The organism is Lysobacter humi (ex Lee et al. 2017) (genome assembly GCF_054781815.1).
In genome coordinates this window covers 67,410-79,681 of record NZ_BAAGTR010000004.1, presented here as the reverse complement: position 1 = coordinate 79,681, position 12,272 = coordinate 67,410, and the positions used below count along the sequence as shown (strand labels likewise).

Below are 12,272 nucleotides of genomic sequence, written 5' to 3'. Positions count from 1 at the left end.
TGCCGGGGAACGAAATGGAACTTCGTAAGAACGTGGCAACACTGGCCGCCGCGCTCCTTCTCGCCAGCCCGCTTGTCGCCGCCGGGGCCGAGCACTCGTTGAAGCTGCAGAGCGAGCCCGGTGATTTCATCGGCCTGGGGCAGGCCTACGAGTTCGATACGGGCATCAGCACGCTCGGTGGATTCACTCCGGGCCGCAGCTTCTGGATGGAATGGCACTCGGGCTACGACTACTTCTCGGTCGAGCTCGCCGCGCCCGAGGGACAGCTGCTTCGCGTCGGCACCTTCACCGGCGCCACGAGCTTCCACGGGCCTGCATCCGTGCCGAAGCTCAACGTCAGCATGGGCGGACGTGCGTGCGAGAGCGAGGGGAGCTTTACGCTCGAGGCGGTCGAGTTCGGGCCGCATGGATACGTCCAACGTGCGGTCGGGTCATTCGAGAGTCGTTGCCTTTCCAGGGCCGCCACGCTGCGAGGCCGTTTCACGATCATCAATCCGCCGCCACCGCCGCCCGTATCCTTCTCGTTCGATCTCGACGCCAAGACGTATCTCGACGACCAGTACGGTGACCTGGTGGCGACGGGCACGCTGACCTGCAGTCGTGCCGTGCGCTATGCGGTGGATGCACGTGCAGTGCAGCGAACGCCGCACCACGCGACAGCGGAGGGCTTCGGGAACGACGGCCAGCAGTGCGCTGCCGGCACGACACCTCTCACGCTCTTCATGCGACACGACGGCAGCTTCCGAGCCACCACGGCCAGCATCGAGGCCGACCTGCACATCATCGATCGCGCGGCGGGGGTGATACTCAACGCACGCGAAGTGGTGCACGGCCCGGTCATCCCCGTACAGGCGGGCCCTCGCTGAGGAGTTCGCGGCCGAGGTTAGTGCGCGCTCAGTGCTTGCGCGACGCCTGCTCGATCACCGATATCTCCGCCTCGCGCACCAGCCCCTGCGCGTAGATCGTCCACGCGAGGTACGCGCGGATGCGCTGGAAGTAGCGGTGGCCGAAGTTCTCGCGGGCGCGGATGCGGCGCTCGCAGCGGCGCTTCTGTTCCTCGAGGTATTCACGCACCGCGATCAGCTTGGTGCGCGCCTTCGGGATGGTGAGGCCGGCGAGCGAGAAGAACGGCAGCTCGCGGTAGTGCGGGTGGATCGAGAGCGGCGACTTGTTCCAGTTCACCGCGGCGATCGCATTGAGTTGCGCGGGCGCGCCGCACTGGCCGCAGGCGCACTTGACCTGCCAGCGCAGGTCGGCGAATTCAAGGGGAGGCGCCTCGCCGCAGGCGGCGCAGGCATTGATCCAGCGCTCGGCATCGAGGGGATCATCGCTGCCGAAGTCGAGCCAGTCGGCGGGGATGTCGAGATGGCGGTCGGCAGGATGCGCGGAACGTTCGGGGGCGGCGTTCGGGCGGGCGGTCATGGCATTCCTGGAATGGGGTGGCCGACGGCCTCGCGGCCCCTCCATGTCGGAAATCGGATTCGCTCGCGGCCGATGACCCGAGCGGGGAGCGGATTGTGCCGGCAAACGCGTTAACCCGGGGCGACCGGTCGCCCGGTTCGAAGCTAGCGCAGATCGGAGGTGGGCGTAAGTGCGCGACGGGCGGGCATGGCCGCCCGTCGCTTTCGTGGCGATGCTGGTCCGCCGACTGCCGACTGCCGACTGCCGACTGCCGACTGCCGACTGCCGACTGCCCACTGTCGGCCAACCGCCGGCCTACCGATGCTTGGGCCGCGAGGCGCTGAGCGTGGGCACGTGTCCGGCCACCTACGCTCACGACCCGCAGCCCGCATGTCCGCGATGCTCGCCCGCATGCGCTACCCGACCACCCCCGACGGACGCTACTTCGTGGTGCGCGGCCGCCTGTGGCGCTGCGCGAACCCGTCGCTCGCGCCGGACGAGCGGGCGCGCCTGACACGCGAGCTCATGGCCGCCCGCCGCGCGGTGCGCACGGCGCTTGCGCAGGACGACACCGACGCGCTGCGTGCTGCGCGCAAGGCCGTCGATGCCGCGAAGGTCGCACTCGGCGAGCGCGGGCCCGTGTGGTGGACCGACGGCGCGCCGGACGTCGGGCGGCGCATGGCGCGCAACACCGCGTACGCCGCGTGGTATGCGACCGTCGGCGAACCCGTGCCGGACGACGCACCGGCGCCGCACGCGCGACGTCGCCCGCGTGGCGTGCAGGCCACGTCGCGTCGGGCGCCGCCCTCCGCCTGAGCCGGCAGGCACGGCCTACACTGCGCGTCGGGGAGGACGCATGCAGGCACGTCGACGGATCGCGATCGTGGGCTATGGCACCGGCGGCCAGGCCGCGGCGGTGCTGCTCTCGCGCGACGGCCATCATGTGGAGGTCTTCGAGCGCACGCCGGTGCTCGGGCCGGTCGGCGCGGGGTTCCTGCTGCAGCCGGTGGGGCAGCTCGTGCTGTGGGAGCTCGGTCTGCTGGACGCGGCGCTCGCGCACGGCGCGCCGATCGCGCGCCTGTACGGCGAGACTGCGGCGGGGCGGCCCGTCATGGACATGCGCTATGCCGAGCTCGACGCGCGGCTCTACGGGCTCGGCCTGCAACGCGGCGCGCTGTTCGCGCTGCTCGACGCGGCCTGGACCGAATCGCGACGCCTGCACTGCGGCGTGCGCATCGTGTCGGTCGATTCCGAGCGCGGCGTGCTGCGCGATGATGCGGGCCGCGAGCACGGTGCGTTCGACCTCGTCGTGATCGCCGACGGCAGCGCCTCGCAGCTGCGCGCGCAGGTCGCGCCCGCGTCGCTCGATCGCCCGTATCCGTGGGGTGCGCAGTGGTGCCTGGTGCCTGCTGGCGACTGGCCCGCGCACGACGTGCTCGAGCAGCGCTACGTGCGTGCGCGGCGCATGGCGGGGATGCTGCCGGTCGGTACGCGCCCGGACGATCCGGTGCCGCGGCTCAGCTTCTTCTGGAGCATGCAGGTCGACGCGTTCGATGCGCCGATGACGCCGAACGAATGGCGCGACGACGTCGCCGCAGTATGGCCGCAGGCGCTTGCACGGCTTGCGGGCATCGACGCGCCGGCCGGACTCGCGCGCGCCCGCTATCGCGACGCCGTGCACCTGCGCTGGCACGGCGGCCGCGCCGTGCTGCTCGGCGACGCCGCGCATGCGATGAGCCCGCAGCTGGGGCAGGGCGTCAACATGGCGCTGCTCGATGCACGTGCACTGCGCGACGCGCTGCGCATGCACGGCGACCTGCCGGCCGCGCTTGCCGCCTATGAACACGAGCGCCGCGCGCATGTCGGCATCTACCACTGGTGGAGCCGCTGGCTGACGCCGCTGTTCCAGTCGACCCGGGATGCCGGTGCATGGCTTCGCGATGCGACGTTCCATCCGCTTTCGCGCCTGCCCGGTGGCCGCGGGCAGATGCTGCGTGTGCTCACCGGTACGCGGCGCGGCTGGCTCGGCACGTATCCACTGCCGGCCGCGTTCCTCGAGGCTGCCGATGCCGCACGCCACCGTGACCTGATGGGGCCGCCGGTCGCCGCGGCGCATGCGCCACGCATTCCCGACGCGCTCGCGGCGCCGGCCGACTGAGTCGCGCATCACCGTGATGCGCGTCGATGTCGCCGGCTGCGTCACCGCGCGCGGGGCGCCAGTCACGCAGACCGGCCAGCCGATGCATCCCCGATGCCCGCGCCGCGCCCGCGGATCGGGGCCGCGCCGTGCTAACGTGCGCGCCGCCGTGGGGACGGCGGCGGCCGCGCGATGCGCTCCGCGAAGCAGGGGAACCTTGATGCGCTATATCGTTTCGCTGGCCGTCGCGCTGGCGCTCACCGGCTGCGGCACGCTGCCGTACCAGCCGACCGAATATCCGCTGCGCGACGGCCTGATCGCCGCGATGCCCGTGCGCGGCGATGCCCGCATCGCCAATGCGCAGCCGGCGGACGGGCCGGTCATCGTCTATGCCTACGGCGGCACCAAGCTCGCCTCGAGCCTGCATGCGATCACGCAGCTGATGGTCGAGCAGACCGAGCGCGAGCTGCGCAAGGCCGCGCAGCCCGTCGATGGCGCGTCCGCGAAGACCGTCGAGCTGCGCGTGGACTCACTGCTGAGCCGCTACGCGGGCTTCCACTGGAACAGCGAGCTGGTGTTCGAGGCGCGCCTCGGCGACGGCCGCACGCTGCGCCGCACCGTGCCGCACACCAGCGGCATCCTGCTGCAGGACCTCAACGGCTGTATCGCCGAGAGCGTGATGGTGCTGCTCAACGATCCGCAGGTGCGCGACTACCTGGCGCAGTGATCCATCGGCCCGCACCGCGCGGGCTACGAATGCGGCATCGCAGGGTTCGAGCTGCGGCGCATCGACGCCAGCGCGACGGCGCCGCAGAGCGTTACGCGCGCCGGTCCATACGCGGCCTCACGCCAGCGCGTCGTCCTCGACCCGGTTGCGGCCCTCGCGCTTGGCGCGATAGAGCGCGGCGTCGGCGCGCGCGATGAGGTCGGCGACGCTGCCGTCGCCCGGCTCGCAGGCGATGCCGATGCTCGCGGTGAGCCGCAGGCCGGGCGCGAAGCTGTCGCAGTCGAGCGATTCGATGGCGCTGCGCACGCGCTCGGCGACGGCCTGCGCCTGCGTGCGGGTGCAGTCGGCGAGCAGCAGCGCGAACTCCTCCCCGCCCCAGCGCGCGGCAAGATCGTGCTGGCGCGACTGCGCCTGCAGGATCGCGGCGACGGCACGCAGCGCGAGATCGCCGACGGCATGCGAATGGCCGTCGTTCACCGCCTTGAAGTGGTCGATGTCCACGAGCAGCAGGCAGACCGGCGTGGCGCGCGCCCGCGCATTGGCGAGCGCGACGTCGAGCGCCTCGTCGAGCGCGCGGCGGTTGGCGAGCGCGGTGAGGGCATCGGTGCGCGCGAGCTCCTCGGCGATGCGCGTCTGCACCTGCAGCGCGCGCGTGCGCTCGTCGACCAGCGCGCGCAGGCGGCGCTCGGTCGCGCGCAGGCGGCGCATGCGCGTGGCATAGGCGCCGCCGAGCACGAGCGCGACGGCCAGCAGTGCGAGCGCGACCACCCAGCGCTGCTGCCACCAGTGCGGCTCGATGCGGAAGGCGAAGCGCTGCGTCGACGCGCGCGCGGCCTCGCCGGGCACGTAGGCCTGCAGCTCGAGCACGTAGCGGCCCGGGTCGAGATGGGTGAATTGCACCTCGCGCCGCTCGCCGAGGTCGATCCAGTTCGCATCCAGCGCCTCGAGCCGATAGCGGTAGCGCACGCGGTGCGCGCTCACCAGCGCGGGCGTGGCGAAGCCGAAGGCGAGGCGGTCGCTGCCCGGCGGCAGCACCGGCTCGCCGGTGGTGGGCATGGCGCGGCCGTCGACGGCGAAGGCCTCGATCAGGATCGGCGGCAGCGCGGGCAGCCGGCGCCCGACCGCGCCGGCGGCGATGCGCGCCACACCCTGCGCGGTCGCGACCCAGACCCGGCCGTCCGCGCCGAGCCCGGCACTGGGGTTCGACCCGCCATTGGCCTGCGAGCTGACCATGCCGTCGCTGTGCCCGAACAGGCGCGCGGGCAGGCGCGCCAGGCGCCCTTCGGCCACCGCGACGAGGTCGGCCTGCGCGAGCCGCGCGATGCCGCCGTTCGCGGTGATCCACACCGCGCCGCGGCCGTCCGGCACGATCGCGAAGACCTTCTCGAACGGCAGGCCGCGGTCGATGCCGACCTGCGCGAGCTGCCCGTCGCGCGTGGCGCGCACTAGCCCGCGGTCGGTGGCGAGCCAGACGCCGTCGACGCCCGGCAGCTCGGCGAAGCCGAAGACGTACTGCGCATCGCCGGCGCCGCGCAGGTCGAGCGTGCGTGCGCGCCCGGATGCGATCGTCCCGGCGCCGGCATTGGTGCCGACCCAGATCGTGCCGGCGCGATCCTCGTAGAGGGCCTGCACGTAGTCGCCCGGCAGCCCGTCCGCGGTGGCGAAGACGCGCAGGCCCTCGCGGTCGCGCAGCACCACGCCGAGCTTGGTGCCGAGCCACAGGCGCGCGGCGCGGTCGACGTGCACCACCCGCACCTCGCTCGAGGGCATGCCGTCGTCGACCCCCACCGACTCGACGATGCGCCCGTCGTGCCAGCGCATGGCGCCGTCGTGGAAGGTGCCGACCCAGATGCCGGCGCCGTCCGCCGCGGCCGCGACCGACAGCACCGACGCACCGGCCAGCGGCGTGCCCACGCCGACGGTGCGCGCCCGCGCGGCCTCGGGCTCGAAGACGTCGAGGCCCTTCGCGGTACCGATCCAGACCCGGCCGTCGGTGGCGGGCAGCACGCTGCGCACGAAGTCGTCGGACAGGCCATGGGCCCGGGTATAGGCGCGGATCGGGGCGGCGCGCAGGCGCACGAGCCCGCCGTTGGTGCCGATCCACAGCGAGCCTTCGCGGTCACGGCGCAGGGTGAGCACGCGACTGTTGGGCAGGCCCTGGCCCACGTCGAGCCGCTCCAGCGTTCCGCCCTGCAGCCGCGCGAGGCCGGCGCCCACGGTGCCGAACCACAGCGTGCCGTCGGGATCACGCACGATCTGGATCACCGCATCACGCGACATGTCGGCATGAAGCGACACGAAGCGGTCGTCATCGCCGACGTAAGGCCCCCGTTCGGTGCCGACGACCAGTCGCCCGTCCGGCAGGAACAGCAGCGACATCGCCGACCCCTTGGGCAGGCCGGTGCCGACCGCGACGGCGCGGTCGCCCTCGATGCGGGCCAGCCCCTGGCTGCTGCCGACCCACACGCGGCCGCGGCGGTCGCGTGCCAGCGAGTTGACCGCATTGCTCGGCAGGCCGCGCGCCGTATCGATCACCGTCCGGCGGCCGTCGGGCTCGATGCGCACCACGCCGTGGCGGGTGGTGCCGACCCACAGGCGCCCGTCGGGCTCCTCGAGCAGGCCGGTGACCAGCCCCTCGACCGGCGCGAGGGCGGTCCAGTGGCCGTCGCGGCCGCGCACGAGGCCGCCGCGTCCGCTGCCCACCCACAGGTCGCCGTGCGGGCCGACATGCAGCGCGCGGATGCTGTCGTCGCGCAGGCCCGGGATCTCGCTGCGGCGGAACAGGCGGAAGTCGCGGCCGTTGTAGCGGACCAGGCCCTCCCACGTGGCGAGCCAGAGGTAGCCGTCGCGCGTCTGCTCGACCACGTTGACGGTGCTGTGCGGCAGGCCGTCGCGGGTGGTCCAGGTCTCGAGGAAGTCGTCGGTGAGCGCGGCGCGCGCCACCACCGGGCCCAGGCCGAGCACCAGCAACAGCGCCGCGCAGGCGCGCAGCCGCAGCCGCCTGCCCCGTTCCGCCGCCGATGTCGCGATCGCTCGCATCCTGCCCGTCCCCCGGCCGCCGGGATCGGGGGCCTCGGAAGGCGGTATCGACCGCCGGACCCTGATCTTGACGGGCGCTACGATGGACGGCGCCCGCCCGGAGCCGCCGATGAACCCCAGGACCGCCGCCGTCTTCGCCGCCGTCGCGCTCGCCGCGCTGGGCCTGCTCGCGCGCGATCCGCCGGGTGCGGCCGCGCCGGTCCCGCCGCCCCACGGCCCGGCATCCGCACCGGCCGGAATCGGCGATGCGCGCCCGGTCGCCGAGGCGGCCCGTGCCCGCGCGAGCGACGTCTGGGTCGAGGGCCGCGGGCGGGTGCTGCGCACCCTCGCCGACGACCGCGACGGCAGTGCGCACCAGCGCTTCCTGTTGCGCCTGGACGACGGCACGACGCTGCTCGTCGCCCACAACATCGACATCGCCCCGCGGCTGGACGGGCTCGCCGGTGGCGACGCCGTCGAGTTCCGCGGCGAATACGTCTGGACGCCGAAGGGCGGCACCGTGCACTGGACGCATGCGGATCCGCGCGGTCGCCGGCCCGGCGGCTGGCTGCGCTGGCAGGGCCGCACCTATCGCTGAGGCGCGCCGCTAGCTAGGCGCGGTCGCCGTCTCCAGCGCGGCGAGCCCGGCCAGCGCCGCCGCACGGTCGACGCCGCACATCGAGGCGCTCGGCCGCAGCGAGGCGCAGACCGCGGGCCGCCGCGGATCGCCGAACAGCCGGCAGCCGAGCGTCGCATCGAGCTGCACGCAGGGCACGCCGGCCGGCTTGCCCTGCGGCATGCCGGGGATCGGCGAGCTGATCGATGGCGCGATGCAGCAGGCCGCGCAGGCGGGGCGGCAAGCGGGTACGGCCCCGGCGTCGCGCACCGTGCTCACGGCGGCGGCAGCTCCGCGCGCAGCGCGGCGTAGACCGGCGCGGTATCGGGCCGCACGCCGTGCCACAGCCGGAAGCTCTCGGCCGCCTGCTCCACGAGCATGCCCAGGCCATCGACCGCGCGCGCGGCGCCGCCCGTGCGCGCGGCGTCGAGGAACGCCCGCGCGGCCTCGCCATAGCCGAGGTCGACGGCGGTCCAGCCCGATGGAAACTCGCGCGGCAGCGGCCAGGCGACCGGCGCGCTGCCGCGTGCCGCCGAGGTGGTGTTGATGACGAGGTCGAAGCGCGCCCTGGCGGTGCACTCGGCCGAGGGTGACGACGTCGCGTCGCCCGCGGCCCCGGATGCGTCCCACGGCCGCGCGTCGACGCGCGGATCGTCGAGGCGTGCGCGCAGCGACGCCAGCCGCCCGGCGCTGCGATTCGTCACCGTGAGGTGAGCGATGCCCGCCTCGAGCAGCGCCGGTGCGACGCCCGCGGCCGCCCCGCCGGCACCGAGCAGCAGCACGCGCGCGCCGTCGAGCACGCAGCCGTGGCGGTCGCGCAGGTCGCGCACCAGGCCGATGCCATCGGTGTTGTCGCCGTGCCAGCGCGGCATGCCGTGGTCGTCGTCGAGCCGTACGAGCGTATTGACCGCGCCCGCGCGCTCGGCACGCGCGCTGCGTGAGGTGCACAGGCCTGCGGCGGCCTCCTTGTGCGGCAGGGTGACGTTGGCGCCGCGCCCGCCCGTGCGCCCGAAACGCTCGACCGACGCGGCGAATGCCCCCGGCGCGGCATCGATGCGCACGTACTCCAGCGCGATACCGCACTGCGCGGCGAACGCCGCATGGATCTGCGGCGAGCGCGAATGCGCGACGGGATGGCCGAAGACGGCGTAGCGCAAGTTCACGGCGCGGCCTGCCCGGGGCGCGTCTGCGCCCCGCGCGCGGCGCGGCATGCGTTGCGATGCGCGCCGGCACTGGATGCGTCGGACACGCCGCTTCGATGGGGCGCGGCGAGGAACGTCATCGCACTCCGCCAGCCGCAGTCAGCAGGGGCCCTACGCATCGGCGCGGCCGGCGACGGCCGGGCGCGAGTGCCCCGCATCCCATGGCTCAGCCGTCCTCGCGCAGCCAGCGCGCGGCGTCGAGCGCGAAATAGGTGAGCACCGCGTCGGCGCCGGCGCGCTTGATCGAAGTCAGCGCCTCGAGCGCGCACTTCTTCTCGTCGAGCCAGCCGTTCTGCGCGGCCGCCTTGAGCATCGCGTACTCGCCGCTCACCTGGTAGACGAACGTCGGCGCGCCGAACTCGTCCTTGATGCGGCGCACGATATCGAGGTACGGCAGACCCGGCTTGATCATCACCATGTCCGCGCCTTCGGCCAGGTCCAGCGAGACCTCGCGCAGCGCCTCGTCGGAGTTGCCGGGATCCATCTGGTAGGTCTTCTTGTCGGCCTTGCCGAGCGCCGACGCGCTGCCCACCGCATCGCGGAACGGGCCGTAGAAGGCGCTCGCGTACTTCGCGCTGTAGGCGAGGATGCGGGTGTGGATGTGGTCGTCCATCTCCAGCGCGGCGCGGATCTCGCCGATGCGGCCGTCCATCATGTCGGAGGGGGCGACCACGTCGGCGCCGGCGCGCGCATGGCTCAAGGCCTGCTTGACCAGCGCGTCGACGGTTTCGTCGTTGAGCACGTACCCGTTCTCGTCGATCAGCCCGTCCTGCCCGTGCGAGGTGTACGGATCGAGCGCGACGTCGGTGATCACGCCGAGCTCGGGAAAGCGCGACTTGAGCGCGAACACCGCGCGCTGCACCAGGCCTTCGTCGTCCCAGGCGGCCGCCGCGTCGAGCGACTTGGCCTCGGGCGCGGTGACGGGGAACAGGGCGAGCGCGGGGACGCGCAGCTCGCTCGCCTGCTCGGCGAGGTACAGCAGCTCGTCGACCGAGACGCGTTCCACGCCCGGCATCGAGCCGATCGGCGCGCGGCCGGCGAGCTCGTGCACGAAGACGGGATAGATCAGGTCGCTGGCGGTGAGGACCGTCTCGCGCATCAGCCGGCGGGAGAACTCGTCGCGACGCATCCGCCGCGGGCGCACGTAGGGATAGCTCATGCGGCCATGATACGCGGCAGGGCTGAAGCCCCGGCCGGCGGGCGCGTTCCGCGGGACGTCCCGCGATCCACCGTCAGGGCCGACAGCCCATGCGGCGTCGCCATGACCCCGGGCCCCGCCCTGTCGGGCGCCGCGGCGCGTGCCGGATGCGCGGCCCGACGGAATCCGTGCAGGGGCGCTCGCGTAACCGGCCTATGCCGTGTGCATCGGCGGCCGCGGTGCGGCGTGCTCGCGACCCTGTGCCTGGGCATGGCCCTGCGCCTGCTGCTGCTCGCGCACCTGCTCGGCCTGGCGGTGATGCGCGTCGACCGGCTGCGCGAGCGCCGCCTGCACGTCCACGCCCGCATGGAAGACCGGTTCGCGCTCGCCGAACGGCCGGTGGACGGCAAAGGCCATGCGTCCCGCGGGGTGTTCGTGCGTCGCCGTGCTCAGCACCACGTCGTCGACCCGGCGCATCGCCGGATTGCGCGCCACCTCGGTGTAGAGCCCGGCGGCGAGCCGCTCGCTCGCCTCGTCGGGCGTGCGTCCGCGCGCGGCGTCGAGGCGGTGGACGGCGTCGCGGATCTGGCCCAGGCGCGGGTCGTCGGGTGCGGCCGCGGGGCGCGGCGGCGCCGCCGGGTCGCGCTCGTTCTCGCTCAGCAGCCACTGCAGCGGGGTGCGCGAGGGCATCGGATGGCGCTGCTCGCGGTTGTGCGGGCTGCCCGGGATCGGCGGGGCGAGGCGCTCGAAGTCGCGGATGTTGTCGAGCACCTTGAGCTGGCCCTCATGATCGCGCGGGAGGTCGATGCGCACGCCGGGGAGCACCTGCAGCTCGCGGCGCAGGCCGGCCTGCTCGAGCGCCTTCCAGGTGAAGTCGATGCAGCTGTTGCTCGCCCCGTGGTACTGCAGGTCGAACGCCTTGTTCGTGCGCGCGATCGCGGACTCGCCGTACTCGCGAAGGCGCGCGTATTGATCGGCGGAGATCTCCAGCGTCCGAGCATAGAGCGGCTTCTGGTAGGCGAGATGCTCGTCGCGCACCACCTGGCCCGGGCCGCGGATGCTGCCGCCCTCGATCGGCGAGAACCCGTAGCCGTCCGAGCGGCGCCCGTCGCTCACGCTGTAGTAGACGTGTCCCGCGACGGAGGTATGCACGTGCCCGGTGTCGTCGCGCACCGGGGTGCCGGGCGCTGCGGCGTAGACGGTCAGCGTGTAGGGACCTGTGCCGGTCGCGGCGCGGTCGGCCGCCAGTTCGGTGCGGGTGGTGCGATCCATGCGGAAGCGTCCTAGTAGCGTCGACGGTGGGCGACGACGAGTTCGTACGGCAGGCCCTCGAGCGCCGGGTGCGCCTCGAGCGTGGTGATCGAGATGCGGTAACGGCCCGGTTCATACGCACCGAGCGCGGCGAACTCGTGCTCGAAGTAGGCGAGGTCGACGTTCCAGAGGCCGGCGTCGATGAGCGCCTTGCCGTCCCAGTGCGCCGGGCGGTGATGGCGGAATACCGGGTCCGGATGCGGGGCATAGCGCGCATCGTCCCCGGCGCCGTCGAGGCGCATCGTCATCAGCGTGACCGGCTGCCACGCGCCGGCCACCTCCCGGTGCACGGTGAGGCGCACCGGAATCGCGGCTTGGTCCAGATAGCGCAGCACCCGGCGGCCCATGTCCTGCCGGTCCGCCTGTCGCGGGTCGTGCACGGCGCGCACGCCGATGAAGACCGAGCGCAGGTGCCCGCCCTCGCGCACGTCGGGCAATTCGACGTCGAACGTGGCCGACGCGCCGGCGCGCTCGAGCGCGAACGGGCGCACCACAGGGATCGGGCCGGCCGTGCGGTCGGCGGCCGGTCGCGCGTCGGGGCGCGCCGGGCCGCAGGCCGCGAGCACGAGCGCGAGGCCGGCCGCGAGCAGCCAGCGCAGGTCGACGACGCTATGAATTCGGGCCCGGCTCGGGGTCATGGCACGTCCTGTGCGCCGCAGGCCGCGGCCCGGAAAGGATCGCCGGAGCGCGCCGGGCTGACAAGGCAGGGCACCCGCGCCATC

Annotated in this window: 12 protein-coding genes; 5 read left to right on the top strand and 7 right to left on the bottom strand. The window is 73.5% G+C overall.

Features of this window, described 5'->3' with window-relative positions:
- Positions 1-14: 14 nt before the first annotated feature.
- Entirely contained in the window at positions 15-866 is an 852-nt protein-coding gene (locus ACYVJJ_RS03255) for a hypothetical protein (protein WP_460831070.1), read from the top strand.
- A gap of 28 nt (positions 867-894) precedes the next feature.
- On the opposite strand, the gene ACYVJJ_RS03250 is transcribed toward ACYVJJ_RS03255, so the two are convergent.
- Positions 895-1,422, bottom strand: a complete 528-nt coding sequence (locus tag ACYVJJ_RS03250) for a hypothetical protein (RefSeq protein WP_460831069.1) — start codon at positions 1,420-1,422, stop codon at positions 895-897.
- Positions 1,423-1,800: 378 nt separating this feature from the next.
- On the opposite strand from ACYVJJ_RS03250, the gene ACYVJJ_RS03245 reads away from it, so the two are divergent.
- From ACYVJJ_RS03245 to ACYVJJ_RS03235, 3 genes are all read left to right on the top strand, one after another.
- Positions 1,801-2,217: a hypothetical protein gene (locus tag ACYVJJ_RS03245; protein WP_460831208.1), complete on the top strand. Its 417-nt coding sequence runs from the start codon at positions 1,801-1,803 to the stop codon at positions 2,215-2,217.
- Positions 2,218-2,257: 40 nt separating this feature from the next.
- Positions 2,258-3,559, top strand: a complete 1,302-nt coding sequence (locus ACYVJJ_RS03240) for an FAD-dependent oxidoreductase (protein WP_460831067.1) — start codon at positions 2,258-2,260, stop codon at positions 3,557-3,559.
- Positions 3,560-3,758: 199 nt separating this feature from the next.
- Positions 3,759-4,265, top strand: coding sequence for a hypothetical protein (locus ACYVJJ_RS03235; RefSeq protein ID WP_460831065.1), 507 nt, complete (start codon positions 3,759-3,761; stop codon positions 4,263-4,265).
- Between the two features lie 117 nt (positions 4,266-4,382).
- On the opposite strand, the gene ACYVJJ_RS03230 is transcribed toward ACYVJJ_RS03235, so the two are convergent.
- Positions 4,383-7,304, bottom strand: coding sequence for a ligand-binding sensor domain-containing diguanylate cyclase (locus ACYVJJ_RS03230; protein WP_460831064.1), 2,922 nt, complete (start codon positions 7,302-7,304; stop codon positions 4,383-4,385).
- A 109-nt stretch (positions 7,305-7,413) separates the two neighbouring features.
- Between ACYVJJ_RS03230 and ACYVJJ_RS03225 the strand changes: the two genes are divergently transcribed.
- Positions 7,414-7,881 (top strand): DUF3465 domain-containing protein, encoded by a 468-nt coding sequence (locus ACYVJJ_RS03225; RefSeq protein WP_460831062.1) that lies wholly within the window; start codon positions 7,414-7,416, stop codon positions 7,879-7,881.
- Between the two features lie 9 nt (positions 7,882-7,890).
- On the opposite strand, the gene ACYVJJ_RS03220 is transcribed toward ACYVJJ_RS03225, so the two are convergent.
- The 5 genes from ACYVJJ_RS03220 to ACYVJJ_RS03200 form a co-directional block, all read right to left on the bottom strand.
- On the bottom strand, positions 7,891-8,169 hold the full coding sequence (locus ACYVJJ_RS03220; RefSeq protein ID WP_460831207.1) for a YkgJ family cysteine cluster protein: 279 nt from the start codon (positions 8,167-8,169) through the stop codon (positions 7,891-7,893).
- Positions 8,170-8,174: 5 nt separating this feature from the next.
- Positions 8,175-9,062, bottom strand: a complete 888-nt coding sequence (gene aroE, locus ACYVJJ_RS03215; RefSeq protein WP_460831060.1) for a shikimate dehydrogenase — start codon at positions 9,060-9,062, stop codon at positions 8,175-8,177.
- A 205-nt stretch (positions 9,063-9,267) separates the two neighbouring features.
- Positions 9,268-10,260, bottom strand: coding sequence for a porphobilinogen synthase (hemB, locus tag ACYVJJ_RS03210; protein WP_460831059.1), 993 nt, complete (start codon positions 10,258-10,260; stop codon positions 9,268-9,270).
- 192 nt (positions 10,261-10,452) lie between these two features.
- Positions 10,453-11,511: an XVIPCD domain-containing protein gene (locus ACYVJJ_RS03205; protein ID WP_460831057.1), complete on the bottom strand. Its 1,059-nt coding sequence runs from the start codon at positions 11,509-11,511 to the stop codon at positions 10,453-10,455.
- An 11-nt stretch (positions 11,512-11,522) separates the two neighbouring features.
- The gene (locus ACYVJJ_RS03200) at positions 11,523-12,188 is read right to left on the bottom strand and encodes a hypothetical protein (protein ID WP_460831056.1); all 666 of its coding nucleotides are present in this window, start codon (positions 12,186-12,188) and stop codon (positions 11,523-11,525) included.
- Positions 12,189-12,272: the final 84 nt, after the last annotated feature.